This window comes from Rahnella aceris, assembly GCF_011684115.1.
GTDB classification, from domain to species: domain Bacteria; phylum Pseudomonadota; class Gammaproteobacteria; order Enterobacterales; family Enterobacteriaceae; genus Rahnella; species Rahnella aceris.
Map to the genome: position 1 here is coordinate 172,129 of NZ_JAADJV010000005.1, position 17,191 is coordinate 189,319.

Consider the following 17,191-nt stretch of genomic DNA (forward strand, 5'->3'; position numbering starts at 1 on the left):
AGGTTAGAATTGAATTTTTAGGGTGAAGCAACCCCAGCCTAGTCCAGCTCTAACCCGAACTGAATCGATTCGATATGGTTTTCTAAAAATAATCCTAACGACCAAAATCTCTGAAAAAAATGTTAAAAATAAACAACCTGCAATAAGACCATTGTGTGTAAAAACAAAGAAATAGGTATTTCATCTGCTATCTTGTGCTGTTTTCCGGCGACAAAAGTCACCTCTGCCAATTAATAAACCGCGAGTAATAAGAAGCGTAATAGTTAATTAACGCTCAGCGAATTCCTCAGAGTGATACATATCACAGTCATTACACACTGACTTTCCAATTGTTCTGCCAGCAGCTAAATTGAATTCATCTCCTCCGACCACTTAAGAGAATTCCATGACTGAACGCGCTTCGCTTTTTTATCCGCACCTGCTGGCGCCGCTGGATTTAGGTTTTACCCAACTGAAAAATCGCGTGCTGATGGGTTCCATGCACACCGGGCTGGAAGAACGGGAGGACGGGCCGGAACGTCTGGCGGCCTTTTATGCAGAACGTGCCGCCGCAGGCGTCGGGCTGATTGTCACCGGCGGCATTTCCCCTAACGCGCAGGGCGTGGTTTATCAGGGCGGTTCGATTCTCGCTGAACAGGAACACATCACACATCACCGCGTGGTGACTGACGCGGTGCATGCCGCTGGCGGCAAAATTGCCCTGCAGATCCTTCACGCCGGACGTTACAGTTATCAGCCCCACCCCGTCGCGCCTTCAGCGCTTCAGGCGCCGATCAACCGCTTTACACCTCACGCCCTCAGCGAGGCAGAAATCGACTCCACACTGGCGGATTTCGCCCGCTGCGCGCAGCTTGCCAAAGAGTCGGGTTATGACGGCGTGGAAATCATGGGCTCCGAAGGCTATCTGATAAACCAGTTCCTCACCGCGCGCACCAATCAGCGCACGGACAACTGGGGCGGTTCTGCCGATAACCGCATGCGGTTTGCCACCGAAGCCGTGCGCCGCGTGCGCGAAACCTGTGGCCGGGAATTCATCATCATTTATCGCTTATCCATGCTGGATCTGGTCGAAGAAGGCTCGGACTGGAATGAAGTCGAAATGCTGGCGCAGCGCATCGAACAGGCAGGCGCGAGCATTATCAACACCGGTATTGGCTGGCATGAAGCGCGCATTCCGACCATAGCCACCATGGTGCCCCGCGCGGCGTTCATCTGGGTGACGCAAAAACTGATGGGCAAAGTGGGGATTCCGCTGATTACCACTAACCGCATTAACGACCCTGACGTGGCGGAGAAAATTCTCGCCGAAGGTTGTGCGGATATGGTGTCAATGGCGCGCCCGTTTCTTGCCGATCCTGCGTTTGTCGAAAAAGCCGCGCAGGGACGTGCTGATGAAATCAACACCTGCATCGGCTGTAATCAGGCCTGTCTGGATCAGATATTCGCCGGTGAAGTCACTTCCTGTCTGGTCAATCCGCGCGCCTGCCGTGAAACGCAGTTACCGGTTACCCGTGCGGAAATCACCAAACATCTGGCCGTTGTCGGCTCGGGGCCAGCCGGGCTGGCGTTTGCCACTACCGCCGCCAGCCGCGGGCATCACGTCACATTATTTGATGCACACAATGAAATCGGCGGGCAATTTAATGTCGCCAAACAGATCCCCGGCAAAGAAGAGTTTTATCAGACGCTGCGTTACTACTCGCGCCAGCTGACATTACTGGGCGTAACGCTGCGCCTGGGCGAAACCGTCAGCGCCAGCCAGTTAACGGGTTATGACGAAGTGATCCTCGCCTGTGGTATTTCACCGCGCCTGCCGGATATTGCGGGCATTGATCATCCGAGCGTGCTGACCTATCTCGACGTACTGCGGGATAAAAAACCGGTCGGACAGCGCGTCGCCATTATTGGCGCGGGCGGCATTGGTTTTGATACCGCCGAATACCTGATCCACACCGGCCCGTCATCGAGCCTCAGCACTCAGGCTTTCAGCCACGAATGGGGGATCGACCAGAGCCTGACGCACCGTGGCGGTCTGGCACCACTTGGGCCACAGCCCGAACCTGCCGCGCGGGATATCGTTCTGCTGCAACGCAAAACCACCAAAGTCGGCGCAGGATTGGGGAAAACCACTGGCTGGATCCACCGCACCAGCCTGTTGCAGCGTGGCGTGAAAATGCAAAGTGGTGTCAGCTATGAACGCATCGACGACGCGGGGCTGCACCTGATAATGAACGGTGAACCGGTATGTCTGGGAGTGGATAACGTGATTATCTGCGCCGGACAGGAACCGCAGCGCGCGCTGTATCAGCCGTTACAGGAGGCCGGAAAAATCGTACACCTGATTGGCGGTGCCGACGTCGCCGTCGAACTCGATGCGCGTCGCGCTATCGATCAGGGCACGCGGCTGGCGCTGAAAATTTAGAAAACTATTTCAGAAACCGACAGACGAAAAAAAAGCCGCGATAAGCGGCTTTTTCATTTCAGCACTTCAGACTAATTCAGCTATCAATGATGTGCAGCCGTTTTCACGGCACGCAAAATCACGAATTTCTGATTGGTGGCGATCGTCGTGCAGTTGCCGAACAGGCGACGCAGCTTCTGGTAGTAATCCAGATGACGGTTGCCGACGATACGCAGCTCGCCGCCGGTTTGCAGGCAGCGTTTGGCATCGCAGAACATGCGCCACGCGGTGTCATCGCTGATGACCGTGCCCTGATGGAACGGCGGGTTACACAGCACGGCGTGCAGTGTTTCGCGCTCGACACCGGCCAGCATATTGTTCACTTCGAAATGACAGCGGCTGACATCCTGCGGCAAATTGTTTTCGACGTTAATACGGCTCGATTCTACCGCCATATAAGATTCATCGACGAACAGCATTTCCGCATCGGGGTTCAGCGCCAGTGCGGTCATGCCGATCACGCCGTTACCACACCCCAAATCCGCCATGCGCCCTTCGATGCCTTCCGGCAGATGTTGCATGAAAAAGCGAGCGCCGACATCCAGACCGCCGCGTGAGAACACGTTCGCGTGGTTGGAAATACGGAATTCACTGTCATCCAGCGCCCACTCAGAAATCACCGGCTCTGCGGTTTGCGCAGGCAAGGTGGCTTCACAATGGATCAGACGGGCTTTTTTCCACGCCAGACTGGTTTTGGTCGGTCCGAGGATTTTCTCGAACAGTTGCAACGTTGACGTGTGAATATCACGGGCTTTCGCGCCGGCGATAATCTGCGTGTCCGGCGTCACCACTTCACGCAGCGCCAGCAGTTGTTGTTCCAGCAGTGCCAGCGTTTTTGGCACTTTGATGATCACCAGACCCGGATTGATCGGCAACGGCACCAGGCTGCTTTGCGCCGCCACGCTGTCTTCGTCAAAACCGTTAAGGCGCAGGTTGTGGCGCATCGCCAGCTGACTCATAAAGGAGTCGTTGACGCTGGTCGGGTTGTGCGGCTGCAAGGCGCAGGCCAGCGTGCCGAAAGCATCGTTGAAAATCAGCAGCGGACGGCCGTTGAGCGCGTCGGTGTTCAGGTTTTGCAGCAGATATTCATCGGCCGCTTCCCATGCCTGTAACTGCGTTGCCGCTTCTTCCAGCGGATAACGTTCCAGACGCAGTTGCAATAACTGACCACCGGTTTCGGTTTCAAATTGGCTCATTGGCCCTCCTCATATTCAATTTGCGCTGTTTATCCCTTAATTTGGTCTATCAGTAAAACGTTTTTTCAGTTAAAAAGGGGTTTATCTGCCGGATCGACGCGATCGTGGTAAAAACCCCGCACCCCGTTTCGGCATCTTTTCCCCGGCAATAAGAGACAAAGCAAACAGTTATGCCTGAATTGACCTATCTGCAAGGCTATCCGGAGTCGCTTCAGGCTCAGGTGCGTCAGTTAATCGACCAGGAACGTTTAGGTAAAGTCTTGCTGACGCGATATCCCGAACCGCACGAGCTGACCACTGACAAATCGCTCTATCAGTATACGCTGGACCTGAAAAATCAGTTTTTGCGCAGTTCATCGCCGTTAAGCAAAGTGGCTTACGACAATAAAATCCACGTGATGAAGCACGCGCTGGGGCTGCATACGGCAATATCCCGTATTCAGGGCGGCAAGCTAAAAGCCAAAGCGGAAATCCGCGTGGCAACGGTGTTTAAAAGCGCGCCGGAAGCGTTTCTGAAAATGATCGTGGTGCATGAACTCGCGCACCTGAAAGAAAAAGAACACAACAAAGCATTCTACAGCCTGTGCTGTCATATGACGCCCGACTATCATCAGTTAGAATTCGACACGCGCATGTATCTGACGCATCTGGAAATATTCGGTAAGTTGTATCAATAATAATTAACTATAGGGATTTCTCATGATTCGTATTGGCGTTGTGGGCACCAACTGGATCACCCAGCGTTTTATTGATGCCGCCCACGAGAGCGGTAAAATGAAGCTGACCGCGATTTATTCCCGCACGCTGGAAGGCGCTAAAAAGCTCGGCGAGGATTATCCGGTTGAACATTACTTTGATTCCCTTGAAGCAATGGCCGCCTCTGATCTGATTGATGCGGTCTATATTGCCAGCCCGAACTCCCTGCATTACCCGCAGTCGCTGTTGTTCCTCAGCAATAAAAAGCACGTGATTTGCGAAAAGCCGCTGGCTTCCAATCTGCGTGAAGCGGAAAGCCTGATCGCATGCGCAAAAGAAAACAACGTGGTGCTGTTCGAGGCGTTTAAAACCGCGTATCTGCCCAACTTCCTGCACATGAAAGGCGCGCTGAACCGCATCGGTAAACTGCGTAAAGCCATTCTGAATTACTGCCAGTATTCCTCACGTTATCCGCGCTATCTGGCCGGTGAAAACCCGAATACCTTTAACCCGGCGTTTTCCAATGGCTCGATCATGGATATCGGTTATTACTGTCTGGCGAGTGCTATTTCGTTGTTTGGCGAACCGGAATCGGTGAAAGCCACGGCAACCCTGCTGGAAAGCGGCGTTGACGGTCAGGGCACGGTGATCTTGTCTTATGCGGATGATTTCGAAGTGGTTATCAACCATTCGAAAATCAGCGACTCCCTGTTACCCAGTGAGATCCAGGGCGAAGACGGCACCTTGCAGATGGAAAAGCTGTCTGAATGCCAGACGCTCAGCCTGACGCCACGCGGCAGCCAGAAGCTGGATCTGACGCAGCCCCAGCACATCAACACCATGCTGTATGAAGCAGAAACTTTTGCGATTCTGGTCGACAGCCAGTTTGTCGCGCACCCCGGGCTGGAAGTCTCGCGTATCACGGCCAAAGTGCTGACGGAAATCCGTCGTCAGACCGGCGTGGTATTCCCGGCCGATAACCAGCCTTAATATTAAGTAAAAATCGGGAGTAACAGATGATTGCACCCAGCCAGAAATCGCTGTTGATTTTACAGACCGGCCACGCGCCGGAACCTATCCGTCGTGCGCACGACAACTTTCCGCAGATGTTTATCCGTCAGGGCGATATCGACGCGCAGCAGGTGGTGATTGTGGATTTGCAGGCGGGTGAACGCCCGCTGCCGCCGGAAAACTATTGCGGTGCGATCATTACCGGTTCGCGCAGCATGGTCACCGAGCATCTGGCGTGGAGCGAAGAAGCGGCGGACTGGGTGCGGCTGGGCATGTTGCAGGAATTACCCATGTTTGGTGCCTGCTACGGTCATCAGCTGATGGCATACGCGCTGGGTGGCGAGGTGGATTACCATCCGCAAGGCATTGAAGTCGGTACGCACGAGGTGACGCTGACGCCGGACGGGCATCTTGATCCGCTGGTATCGCAGCTTCCCGCACAGTTCGCAGCCAATCTGATCCACCTGCAAACCGTCATTACGCCGCCTGCGACAGCGACGGTGCTGGCGAAAACGCGGCACGATCCGCATCAGATCCTGCGCTACGGCCCGAATGCCATCAGCACGCAGTTCCATCCGGAATTCAGTCTGGCGGTAATGAAGACGTATCTGTCATGGCTGGGCTCTATCGCCGAAGACGATACGATAGATTTTGCGCATCAGGCTCAGCAACTTAGCGAAACACCCCTCAGCCGTAGCCTGCTGCTGGCCTTCGTCGGCGCACTCGGCAAACGTCAGGCACTGGCGGGTTAATGCTCCATAATGTTTCTGAATGTTTGACACCGGACACATTTTGCATTAATTTGCGAACTGCAAAGGGGAGTAACTTCTTCGTCGGATAATCGTCATTACGGTGTCTGGACCCGCGCTCATGCAGCGCCGTCTCAGCCACCCGGTTACCGGGGCAAAGATAAGCATTCACAAGATGAATACTTATCTTTGTAAGTGAGACCTTGCCGGAAGGCGAGGTTTGCTCACAGCTCAAAAAATGAGCGGCTAACGTCTTCCGACGCTGGCCGTTTTTTTTTGATGTTTTTTCGAGGATATCGCAATGATGAACTCCGTAGGCAACCCGATGTTGTGGGGCTCCTTTGCCGTGGTAGTGATAATTATGCTCGCGTTCGACCTGCTGTTGCAGGGTCGAAAAGGCGCGCAAACCATGAGTATGAAAAGTGCCGCGATGTGGTCGCTGGTGTGGATAGGCCTGTCGTTGCTGTTCAACTTCGGCTTCTGGTGGTATCTCAACGGCGAGTTTGGCCGTGAAGTGGCCGACGCCAAGGCCACCATGTTCCTGACCGGCTATCTGCTGGAAAAAGCGCTGGCGGTGGATAACGTCTTCGTCTGGCTGATCCTGTTCAGTTACTTCTCTATTCCTGCCAGCCTGCAACGCCGCGTACTGGTCTACGGCGTGCTCGGCGCCATCGTCCTGCGTACCGGCATGATTTTCGCCGGTAGCTGGCTGGTGGGGCAATTTAGCTGGATTTTGTACGTGTTCGGCGCCTTCCTGCTGTTCACCGGTATCAAGATGGCGCTGGCGAAAGAAGACGACGGTGAGGTTGGCGAGAAGCCGATGATCCGCTGGCTGCGCAGCAAAATGCGCATGACCGATGAGTTGCAGGGTGAGAAGTTCTTTGTGCGCCGTAACGGTATTTTGTTCGCTACTCCGTTGTTGCTGGTGCTGATTATGGTGGAACTGAGCGACGTGATTTTCGCGGTCGACAGTATTCCGGCTATCTTTGCGGTAACCACCGACCCGTTCATCGTCCTGACCTCTAACCTGTTTGCGATCCTCGGCCTGCGCGCGATGTACTTCCTGCTGGCGGGCGTGGCAGAACGTTTCTCGATGCTGAAATACGGTCTGGCGGTGATCCTGATTTTCATCGGTATCAAAATGCTGCTGCTCGACGTGTTCCACATTCCGGTGGGGATTTCGCTGGGCGTGATTGCGTCGATTCTGATCATCACCCTGCTGATTAACACCTGGGTGAACCGTCGTAACGATCGCCAGAACAACGCGCAGTCGTAATATTTCGAACTGATTAATGCAAAGCGCGGCCGCTTCACCGGTCGCGCTTTTTAGCATTCAGGATAGAATTTTAAAGATTACTGCCAGCCGTAACGGCGCACGAACCAGCCTTTCACGCACTGCGTCAGCACCATGTAGCCCGCAAGAATCGCGATCAGCCACGGGAAATAGCTCAGCGGCAGCGCCTGCAATTGCAGGAATCCGGCAACCGGCGAGTAGATCAGTGCGATACCGGTGATCACCACCATCAGCGTCATGATGCACAGCGGCCAGGACGCGCGGCTCTGAATAAACGGCACTTTGCGGGTGCGGATCATGTGCACGATCAGCGTCTGCGACAGCAGCCCTTCAATGAACCAGCCGGACTGGAACAACGTCTGCGCCTCCACCGTATTGGCTTTAAACACCCACCACATCAGGCTGAAAGTCAGAATGTCGAAGACGGAACTGATCGGTCCGAAGAACACCATAAAGCGGCCAATATCCCCGGCGTTCCAGCGCTGCGGTTTCGCCAGTTGCTCTTCATCCACGTTATCAAACGGGATCGCCACCTGAGACACATCGTAAATCAGGTTCTGAATCAGCAGATGCAGCGGCAACATTGGCAGGAACGGCAGAAAGGCGCTGGCGACCAGCACGCTGAACACGTTACCAAAGTTGGAACTGGCAGTCATTTTGATGTATTTCAGCATGTTGGCGAAAGTTCTGCGCCCTTCCGTCACGCCCTGCTCCAGCACCATCAGGCTTTTTTCCAGCAGAATAATATCGGCCGCTTCTTTGGCGATATCCACCGCAGAATCCACGGAAATCCCAATGTCAGCCGCACGCAGCGCAGGCGCGTCGTTGATGCCGTCACCCATAAAGCCAACCACATGCCCTTCACCGCGCAGTACGCGCACAATGCGTTCTTTGTGCATCGGTGTCAGTTTGGCAAATACCGTGGTTTCGCGGGCGACGTTCAGCAGTTGCACATCGTCAAGCGCATCGATATCGCTGCCGATCACGACGTTATCGGCCTGTAATCCGACATCTTTGCAGACTTTACGCGCCACCAGCGGATTGTCGCCGGTGAGGATTTTCACCGTCACGCCTTTGCGTTGCAGTGCATCCAGCGCCGGTGCGGTGCTTTCTTTTGGCGGATCGAGGAATGCGATATACCCGGCCAGGATCAGGCCGGACTCATCGGTCACGCCGTAGCCCTGCGTGCGCGATGGCATCACTTTATGCGCCACGGCTACCACGCGCAGCCCCTGCTGATTGAGATCGTCAGTAATGCGGCGGATGCGCGCCAGCAGCACATCGGTCAGCGGCACAATCTCACCGTTGAGCTGCACCAGCGTACAAATCGACAGCATTTCTTCCAGCGCGCCTTTGCAAATCAGGCGGTGATTCTGGTCGTTTTCGGCGACGACGACAGACATACGGCGACGGTCGAAGTCAAACGGAATTTCATCCACTTTCAGCGAGTTATGCGCCGGACCGGCATCGCCTGCTTCCAGCACCGCAACATCCAGCAGGTTTTTCAGGCCGGTTTGATAATGGCTGTTCAGCCACGCCAGATGCAGCACCTCATCACTGGTCACGCCCAGCACATCGGTGTGGCGCTCGAGCACGATTTTATCCTGCGTCAGCGTGCCGGTTTTATCCGTGCAGAGGATATCCATTGCGCCGAAGTTCTGTATCGCATCCAGACGTTTGACGATCACCTTCTGGCGGGAGAGTTTTACCGCGCCTTTGGCCAGCGTGGAAGTCACAATCATCGGCAGCATTTCCGGCGTCAACCCGACCGCCACGGAGAGCGCAAACAGTGCGGCTTCCCACCAGTCGCCTTTGGTGTAACCGTTGATCACCAGCACCACAGGTGTCATTACCATCATAAAGCGGATCAGCAGCCAGCTGACTTTGCTGATCCCGGCCTGGAACGCGTTTGGCTGTGTATCTTCCTGTACCACACGTTCGGCAAGCTGACCGAACCAGGTTTTGCTGCCGGTGGCGATCACCATCGCAATCGCCGTGCCGCTCACCACGTTGGTGCCCATAAAACACAGGGTGTTCAGTTCAAGCGGATCAGCCGCAACCGGTTTTTTCTCGCAGGCATGTTTTTCCACCGGCAGGGATTCACCGGTCAGCGCCGCCTGGCTGATAAACAAGTCCTTGGCCGAAAGAATGCGCAGGTCTGCCGGGATCATATCGCCCGCTGACAATTTGATCAGGTCACCCGGCACCAGTTGGCTGATCGGGATTTCCACTGTTTCGCTGCGTCCGGTTTGCGCGTCACTGCGCAGCACGGTCGCGGTGTTGCTGACCATCGCTTTCAGCGCATCGGCGGCTTTATTGGAACGCGCCTCCTGAATGAAATGCATGAAAGTAGAAATAAACACCATCGCGCCAATCACCAGCGCTGCCGTTAAATCGTCGGTGGCGTAAGACACCAGCCCGAGCACGGTCAGCAGCAGATTGAACGGATTGCGGTAGCAGTGCCACAGATGCAGCCACCAGGGTGCCGGTTGCTGATCGCCGGTCTGATTCAGGCCGGAAACTTCGCGGATTGCATCGGCTTCCTGCGCAGTCAGCCCTTCCGGATGACTGGCAAATTGCAGGTAAAGCTGGTCTTCGGTGGCGCGGGCACAGGCCTGACAATGCGCCGACATAGCGGCAGGGATGGCCTGCACTGCACGGGCAGATACGTTTTCCAGCATCGGATCGCGGCGGACTAAGCGGCGCGGTAAATTACGGCTGAGCGCACTGAGCAGCCGGGAAGTGAAATTTTTGAACATCATTCGCACCTTTGTTGCGCCCACAGCGAAGCCGCCATGAGCATGGCAAAAGGGTTGTTAAAAACAGGGCGAACGAAAAGACGTGCGCCACTGCCTGCCAGGTAAAGTCACGGCAAGCAGCGGCAAAAATGCGGGTGCTTACCGGATCACAACGGACCTACAGAATTGGGGTCGGGTTCCATGGGTTTTCACCTCCGGTAAGGAACGGTTTGGAAATTCATACGCATCGGGTATAAAAATCCGTTAGGGTAACGGCACGGGATGACGCGTACATCATCTCCGGCGAGCGCAGTATACGCCGGTTAACTACAACCAATTTTAAACCTGACCCTCATTCACCTTAAAACATGACCCAGCAAAATCGCCTGACCATTAATGATATTGCCCGCCTGAGCGGTGTCGGAAAATCCACGGTTTCCCGCGTTTTGAATAACGAAGGCAACGTCAGCCCGCAAACCCGCGAACGGGTGTTGCAGGTGATTGAACAACAGCATTTCAGTCCGTCGAAATCGGCGCGGGCCATGCGCGGGTTTAGCGACAAAATTGTGGCGATCATCGTGTCGCGTCTCGACTCTCCTTCGGAAAATCTGGCCGTACGCGCCATGTTGCCGCTGTTTTATCAGCAAGGGTATGACCCGATTGTGCTGGAAAGTCAGTTCAGCGCAGAGCGCGTGAAAGAGCATTTGCAGGTGCTGAAACAGCGCAATATCGATGGCATTGTGCTGTTTGGTTTCACCGGACTTTCAGCCCAAATGCTGACGCCCTGGCAGGATAAAATGGTGGTGCTGGCACGCGATATGCCGGGGCTATCTTCGGTGTGTTATGACGATGCGGGTGCGGTGCAACTGCTGATGCAAAAACTGCTGGCGCAGAACATACGGGAGATTGGCTTTATCGGTGTGTCGCCGCAGGACACCACCACCGGCCAGCGCCGCAGCGCGGCCTTCCGGACTTTTTGTAAAGAGCATGGTCTGACACCGCACATTGCGCTGGGCGAACTGACCTATCAGAGCGGCTTCGACCTGATCCCGCAGTTGCTGAAAAATAACATTCAGGCCGTCGTCTGCGCGTCCGACACCATTGCCATCGGCGCACAAAAATACCTGCAACAACAGCAAATCCGTGGCGTGCAGGTATGCGGTATCGGCAACAACCCGCTGCTGCATTTCCTGTTCCCGGAATCGTATTCCGTAGAGCTCGGCTATGGCGCGGGCGGCGAAGCAGCGGCGAAGCAACTGCTGGCGCAGCTCAGCGGTTCCACGACGGTGCGGCAGCTGATTATCCCCGGAAAGCTTGCTTTCTGAATCCCCCGCCTTTCTGACCTTTGACTTTCTAAAAAGCAGAAACTTTGTGATCGTCCCGGCAAAACCGGGAACGTTCCCGGACAAGTTCCCACTGCCTTCGCTATGCTTGAACCGTACCCTACACTCTTACGCAAAATCACAGGCCACTTCCCATGAGCAAAGTTAAGCAACAGGATGTTGATCAGCTGATCGCCCTCGTTGGCGGCAGCGACAATATCGCGATGGTGACTCACTGCATTACGCGTCTTCGTTTTGTCCTCAATGACCCGTCCAAAGCCGACCCGAAAGGTCTCGAAGCCCTGCCGATGGTCAAAGGCTGCTTCACCAACGCCGGTCAGTTCCAGGTGGTTATCGGGCCGGAAGTGGATGATTACTACAAAGTTCTGATCGCCAGCACCGGTAAAAGTGCGGCCGGAAAAGAACAGGCAAAAGTTGCCGCCCGCCAGAATATGAGCTGGTTTGAGCGCAGCATTTCTCACTTTGCGGAAATCTTTTTCCCGCTGTTACCGGCGCTGATCAGCGGCGGTTTAATTCTCGGTTTCCGCAATGTTATCGGCGAAATTCCGATGAGCGGCGGCCAGACGCTGGCGCAGATGCACCCGCTGTGGCAATCCATTTACGACTTCCTCTGGCTGCTTGGCGAAGCCGTGTTTATGTTCCTGCCGGTGGCGGTGTGCTGGTCGACGGTCAGAAAAATGGGCGGCACCGAAATCCTCGGGATTGTGCTTGGCATAACGCTGGTATCGCCGCAACTGATGAACTCCTACAACCTCGGGCAGCAAATCCCTGAAGTGTGGAATTTCGGCTGGTTCACCATCGAAAAGGTCGGTTATCAGGCGCAGGTTATTCCTTCCGTTCTCGCCGGTATGGCGCTGGCGATGATCGAAAATGGCCTGAAACGCATCGTGCCTAATTATCTGTATCTGGTGATTGTGCCCGTCAGCTCGCTGATTATTGCCGTATTCCTGGCGCACACGCTGATCGGGCCGTTTGGCCGCATGGTGGGCGACGGCGTGGCTTTCGCGGTGAAATTCATCATGACCGGCAGCCTCGCACCCATCGGTGCCGCGCTGTTTGGTTTCCTCTATGCGCCACTGGTCATCACCGGCGTGCATCAGACCACCCTTGCCATCGACATGCAGATGGTGCAAAGCACCGGCGGAACCCCGGTGTGGCCGCTGATCGCCCTGTCCAATATTGCGCAAGCCGCTGCGGTCGTCGGCGTGATTATCGTCAGCCGCAAACATAATGAGCGCGAGATCTCCGTGCCCGCAGCGATATCCGCGTTCCTCGGCGTAACCGAACCGGCGATGTACGGTATCAACCTGAAATACCGCTTCCCGATGCTGTGCGCAATGATTGGCTCGGCCGGTGCCGGCCTGATTTGCGGCCTGTTCCACGTCACGGCCAACGGCATCGGCGTCGGCGGCTTACCGGGTATTTTGTCCATCAAACCGCAGTTCTGGAGTATTTACGCACTGGCCATGCTGGTGGCGATCGTGGTGCCGATTATCCTGACCGTGCTGGTTTATCAGCGGAAAGCCCGCCGGGGTGAACTGGCAGTGGTGTAAGACATTCAAGAAGGAAAATGGAATGAACAGCGAATTGCCGTGGTGGAAAAACGGTGTGATTTACCAGATTTATCCCAAGAGTTTTCAGGACACCACGGGCAGCGGCACCGGTGATATCAACGGCATCACACAGCGCCTGGATTACCTGAAAACCCTTGGCGTTGATGCGATATGGCTGACACCGCTGTACCTGTCGCCGCAGATTGATAACGGCTACGACGTGGCCGATTACTGCGAGATTGACCCGGCTTACGGCACGCTCGAAGACTTTGAACGGCTGACTGCAGAAGCGCATCAGCGTGGGATCCGCATCGTGATGGATATGGTGTTTAATCATACCTCGACGCATCACGAGTGGTTCCGCCAGTCGCAGGATGCGGGCAGCCCGTTCCGGCCTTTCTATATCTGGCGTGATGGGGCAACGGAGGGCGGACCGCCGAATAACTGGCGATCCAAATTCGGTGGCGGTGCCTGGCAATGGCACGAAACCAGCGGCCAGTATTACCTGCATCTGTTCGCCACCGAGCAGGCCGATCTGAACTGGGAATACCCGCCAGTGCGCGAGGCGCTGAAAAAAGTCTGCCAGTTCTGGGCGGATAAGGGCGTCGACGGGCTGCGTCTGGACGTGATCAATCTGGTGTCGAAACAACAGGATTTCCCGACCGACGATGCCGGTGATGGCCGGCGCTTTTACACTGACGGTCCGCGTATTCATGAGTTCTTACAGGAATTCAGCCGTGACGTATTTAAGCCGCTGGGGCTGATGACCGTCGGCGAAATGTCTTCAACAAAGCTGGAGCATTGTCGCCGCTACGCCGCCAATGACGGCAGCGAACTGTCGATGACCTTTAACTTCCATCACCTGAAAGTCGATTATCCGAACGGTGAAAAATGGGCCGATGCACCGCCGGATTTCGTGCAGCTCAAGCAGATTTTCCGCGAGTGGCAGCAGGGAATGCACGGTCACGCCTGGAATGCGCTGTTCTGGTGTAATCACGATCAGCCGCGCATTGTGTCGCGCTTTGGCGATGAAGGCGCGCTGCGCACGACGTCTGCCAAAATGCTGGCAATGGTGCTGCACGGCCTGCAGGGTACGCCGTATATTTATCAGGGCGAGGAAATCGGCATGACCAATCCGGGCTTTGAACATCTCGAACAATATCGCGATGTGGAAAGCCTGAATATGTTTGCCGAACTGAAAACTGACGGGCGCAGCAACGAAGAGCTGTTGCGCATTCTGGCGAGGAAATCACGGGACAACTCACGTACGCCGATGCAGTGGAATGCCGGGGAACAGGCCGGATTTACTTCCGGCACGCCGTGGATTTCCGTCAGCCACAACGCGCAGGACATCAATACCGAACAGGCACTGGCGGATAAAGACTCGGTATTTTATCTGTATCAGCAACTGATCCGCCTGCGCAAAACGCTGCCGGTTCTGACCGATGGCGATTATCAGGATTTGCTGCCGGAACATCCGCAGCTGTGGTGTTATACCCGTCAGGCGTCAGGCAAAACCTTGCGCGTGGTGGCAAACCTGAGCGGGCAGGAGCAGACACTTACGCTGGCAGAATTAGATGGCAACACGCTGCTGAGTAATTACGCCTCGCCTGCCATTTCCGGCACGCTTCGTCCGTACGAATGTCTCTGGCAACTCGCCCGATAGTCTGAATTTCCCCTTATGTCGGGTCGGTCACAGTCGTGGCTGACCCGTTTATTTTGTATGCATCCCCTTATAAAACAACAGGCAAAATTCAGGCCAGAATTTACATTTGGTCATCAATTCCTCCGCCGAAAAAATTCTTTGTTTCAGGTCAATAAAATGAGAATTAACGCTCGCGTAGATCCTACATCTAGTGTGTATAGTACACACCCAACCCAATATATAGCGGTTTACCGCGAATGCCACACAACCGGCCTGTAAGCCTTGTGGGGCGCGGGATCCGCCCAAAAGGAGTATCATTGTGAAGGCAGACAGACAGGAAACCGTACCCGCAAAATCCACCAAAATGCAGCCCATCGTGATTAAGCGGGATGGTTGTCAGGTCCCTTTCGATGAAGTTCTGATCAAACAAGCGGTGCAACGCGCAGCCGAAGCCGCCGGTATCGACAGCATTGGTTATTGCGCGCAGGTTGCCCGTATTGTGGCAGAGAATCTGCAAGATCAGGCGCGCGTCGATATCCATGAAATTCAGGATGCGGTTGAAAACCAGCTGATGGCGGGGCCGCACAAGAAACTGGCGCGTGCCTATATTGAATACCGCCATGACCGCGACGTGAAACGCGAAATGCGCGGACGCCTGAATCAGGAAATCCGTGGTCTGGTTGAGCAAAGCAATATGGCGCTGCTCAACGAAAACGCCAACAAAGACAGCAAAGTTATCCCGACCCAGCGCGATTTACTCGCCGGGATTGTGGCCAAGCATTACGCCAAACAGCATATTTTACCCCGTGACGTGGTGCTGGCGCATGAACGCGGGGAAATTCACTATCATGATCTGGATTATTCGCCGTTCTTCCCGATGTTTAACTGCATGTTGATCGACCTGAAAGGCATGCTGAATCACGGTTTCAAAATGGGCAATGCCGAAATTGACACGCCAAAGTCGATTTCAACGGCAACCGCCGTCACCGCACAGATTATCGCGCAGGTCGCCAGCCACATTTACGGCGGCACCACCATTAACCGCATCGACGAAGTGCTGGCGCCGTTTGTTACCGCCAGCTTCAACAAACATCGTCAGACCGCTGAAGAATGGCAGATTGCCGATGCCGAAGCGTTCGCCCGTAACCGTACCGAGAAAGAGTGTTATGACGCATTCCAGTCGCTGGAATATGAAGTCAATACGCTGCACACCGCCAACGGCCAGACGCCGTTTGTTACCTTCGGTTTCGGTCTCGGCACGTCGTGGGAATCACGCCTGATCCAGCAGTCTATTTTGCGTAACCGCATTGCCGGGCTGGGTAAAAACCGCAAAACCGCCGTGTTCCCGAAACTGGTGTTTGCCATCCGCGACGGCCTGAACCATAAAGCCGGCGATGCCAATTACGACATCAAGCAACTGGCTCTCGAATGCGCCAGCAAGCGCATGTATCCGGACATTCTTAATTATGATCAGGTGGTGAAAGTCACCGGTTCCTTCAAAACCCCGATGGGCTGCCGCAGTTTCCTGGGCGTTTACGAAGAGAACGGCGAAATGATCCACGAAGGCCGCAACAATATCGGTGTGATCAGCCTGAACCTGCCGCGTATCGCGCTGGAAGCCAAACGCGATGAAGCGGCGTTCTGGACACTGCTCGACGAGCGTTTATTGCTGGCGAAAAAAGCGCTGATGACCCGCATTGCGCGTCTCGAAGGCATCAAGGCCCGCGTTGCGCCGATCCTGTACATGGAAGGTGCCTGCGGTGTGCGTCTGAAAGCCGACGACGATATTTCCGGCATCTTCAAAAATGGTCGTGCCTCGATTTCGCTCGGCTACATCGGCGTGCATGAAACCATTAACGCGCTGTTCGGCGATCAGACCCACGTGTTCGATGCCAGTCAGTTACGCGAAAAAGCCGTGGCGATTGTCGCCCGCCTGAAAGCCGCCACCGACAGCTGGAAAGATGAAACCGGCTACGGCTTCAGCCTGTACAGCACGCCGAGCGAAAACCTGTGCGACCGTTTCTGTCGTCTGGATAAAGCCGAATTCGGCCTGGTGGCCGGTGTCACCGATAAAGGTTATTACACCAACAGCTTCCATCTTGACGTCGAGAAGAAAGTCAATCCGTATGAAAAACTCGATTTCGAAGCACCGTATCCGCCACTGAGCAACGGCGGGTTCATCTGTTACGGCGAATACCCGAACCTGCAGCACAATCTGAAAGCGCTGGAAGATGTGTGGGATTACAGTTACACCCGCGTGCCGTATTACGGTACCAATACGCCAATCGATGAATGCTACGACTGCGGCTATACCGGTGAATTCGAATGCACCAGCAAAGGCTTCACCTGCCCGAAATGCGGCAATCACGAGCCTTCCCGCGTGTCGGTCACCCGCCGCGTGTGCGGTTATCTCGGCAGCCCGGATGCACGTCCGTTTAACGCCGGTAAGCAGGAAGAAGTGAAGCGCCGGATAAAACATCTGGGTAACGGTCAGCTGGGTTAATA

11 protein-coding genes are annotated in these 17,191 nt (G+C 54.9%); 9 read left to right on the top strand and 2 right to left on the bottom strand.

What is annotated here, in order from left to right:
- The first annotated feature begins 385 nt into the window (after positions 1–385).
- Entirely contained in the window at positions 386–2,422 is a 2,037-nt protein-coding gene (locus GW591_RS21040) for an NADPH-dependent 2,4-dienoyl-CoA reductase (protein WP_166861336.1), read from the top strand.
- A gap of 83 nt (positions 2,423–2,505) precedes the next feature.
- Here GW591_RS21040 and rlmG read toward each other — a convergent pair whose 3' ends face one another.
- The gene (rlmG, locus tag GW591_RS21045; RefSeq protein ID WP_013573861.1) at positions 2,506–3,657 is read right to left on the bottom strand and encodes a 23S rRNA (guanine(1835)-N(2))-methyltransferase RlmG; all 1,152 of its coding nucleotides are present in this window, start codon (positions 3,655–3,657) and stop codon (positions 2,506–2,508) included.
- Positions 3,658–3,827: 170 nt separating this feature from the next.
- Here rlmG and GW591_RS21050 point away from each other — a divergent pair, with 170 nt between their 5' ends.
- From GW591_RS21050 to GW591_RS21065, 4 genes are all read left to right on the top strand, one after another.
- The gene (locus GW591_RS21050; protein ID WP_013573860.1) at positions 3,828–4,334 is read left to right on the top strand and encodes a M48 metallopeptidase family protein; all 507 of its coding nucleotides are present in this window, start codon (positions 3,828–3,830) and stop codon (positions 4,332–4,334) included.
- 22 nt (positions 4,335–4,356) lie between these two features.
- Positions 4,357–5,343 carry a Gfo/Idh/MocA family protein gene (locus GW591_RS21055; RefSeq protein ID WP_013573859.1) on the top strand — a complete coding sequence of 329 codons (987 nt, stop codon included), beginning with the start codon at positions 4,357–4,359 and terminating at the stop codon, positions 5,341–5,343.
- A 26-nt stretch (positions 5,344–5,369) separates the two neighbouring features.
- Complete coding sequence (locus GW591_RS21060) at positions 5,370–6,116, top strand: glutamine amidotransferase (RefSeq protein ID WP_013573858.1); 747 nt, start codon at positions 5,370–5,372, stop codon at positions 6,114–6,116.
- 298 nt (positions 6,117–6,414) lie between these two features.
- Positions 6,415–7,389, top strand: coding sequence for a TerC family protein (locus tag GW591_RS21065; protein ID WP_318646400.1), 975 nt, complete (start codon positions 6,415–6,417; stop codon positions 7,387–7,389).
- 77 nt (positions 7,390–7,466) lie between these two features.
- Here GW591_RS21065 and mgtA read toward each other — a convergent pair whose 3' ends face one another.
- A complete protein-coding gene (gene mgtA, locus GW591_RS21070; protein WP_099049191.1) occupies positions 7,467–10,169 on the bottom strand; it encodes a magnesium-translocating P-type ATPase in 2,703 nt (900 codons plus the stop codon).
- A 344-nt stretch (positions 10,170–10,513) separates the two neighbouring features.
- Between mgtA and treR the strand changes: the two genes are divergently transcribed.
- The 4 genes from treR (at position 10,514) to nrdD (ending at position 17,189) form a co-directional block, all read left to right on the top strand.
- Complete coding sequence (treR, locus tag GW591_RS21075) at positions 10,514–11,470, top strand: trehalose operon repressor TreR (protein WP_013573855.1); 957 nt, start codon at positions 10,514–10,516, stop codon at positions 11,468–11,470.
- Between the two features lie 152 nt (positions 11,471–11,622).
- Positions 11,623–13,041 carry a PTS trehalose transporter subunit IIBC gene (gene treB / locus GW591_RS21080; protein ID WP_013573854.1) on the top strand — a complete coding sequence of 473 codons (1,419 nt, stop codon included), beginning with the start codon at positions 11,623–11,625 and terminating at the stop codon, positions 13,039–13,041.
- A gap of 22 nt (positions 13,042–13,063) precedes the next feature.
- Complete coding sequence (gene treC / locus GW591_RS21085; RefSeq protein ID WP_166861338.1) at positions 13,064–14,707, top strand: alpha,alpha-phosphotrehalase; 1,644 nt, start codon at positions 13,064–13,066, stop codon at positions 14,705–14,707.
- A gap of 343 nt (positions 14,708–15,050) precedes the next feature.
- Positions 15,051–17,189, top strand: coding sequence for an anaerobic ribonucleoside-triphosphate reductase (gene nrdD / locus GW591_RS21090; protein ID WP_037034337.1), 2,139 nt, complete (start codon positions 15,051–15,053; stop codon positions 17,187–17,189).
- Positions 17,190–17,191: the final 2 nt, after the last annotated feature.

Excerpts from the sequence above, each read along its gene's own strand:
- GW591_RS21040 (WP_166861336.1), top strand. The coding sequence starts at position 386 with ATGACTGAACGCGCTTCGCTTTTTTATCCGCACCTGCTGGCGCCGCTG.
- rlmG (WP_013573861.1), bottom strand. The coding sequence starts at position 3,657 with ATGAGCCAATTTGAAACCGAAACCGGTGGTCAGTTATTGCAACTGCGT.
- GW591_RS21050 (WP_013573860.1), top strand. The coding sequence starts at position 3,828 with ATGCCTGAATTGACCTATCTGCAAGGCTATCCGGAGTCGCTTCAGGCT.
- GW591_RS21055 (WP_013573859.1), top strand. The coding sequence starts at position 4,357 with ATGATTCGTATTGGCGTTGTGGGCACCAACTGGATCACCCAGCGTTTT.
- GW591_RS21060 (WP_013573858.1), top strand. The coding sequence starts at position 5,370 with ATGATTGCACCCAGCCAGAAATCGCTGTTGATTTTACAGACCGGCCAC.
- GW591_RS21065 (WP_318646400.1), top strand. The coding sequence starts at position 6,415 with ATGATGAACTCCGTAGGCAACCCGATGTTGTGGGGCTCCTTTGCCGTG.
- mgtA (WP_099049191.1), bottom strand. The coding sequence starts at position 10,169 with ATGATGTTCAAAAATTTCACTTCCCGGCTGCTCAGTGCGCTCAGCCGT.
- treR (WP_013573855.1), top strand. The coding sequence starts at position 10,514 with ATGACCCAGCAAAATCGCCTGACCATTAATGATATTGCCCGCCTGAGC.
- treB (WP_013573854.1), top strand. The coding sequence starts at position 11,623 with ATGAGCAAAGTTAAGCAACAGGATGTTGATCAGCTGATCGCCCTCGTT.
- treC (WP_166861338.1), top strand. The coding sequence starts at position 13,064 with ATGAACAGCGAATTGCCGTGGTGGAAAAACGGTGTGATTTACCAGATT.
- nrdD (WP_037034337.1), top strand. The coding sequence starts at position 15,051 with ATGCAGCCCATCGTGATTAAGCGGGATGGTTGTCAGGTCCCTTTCGAT.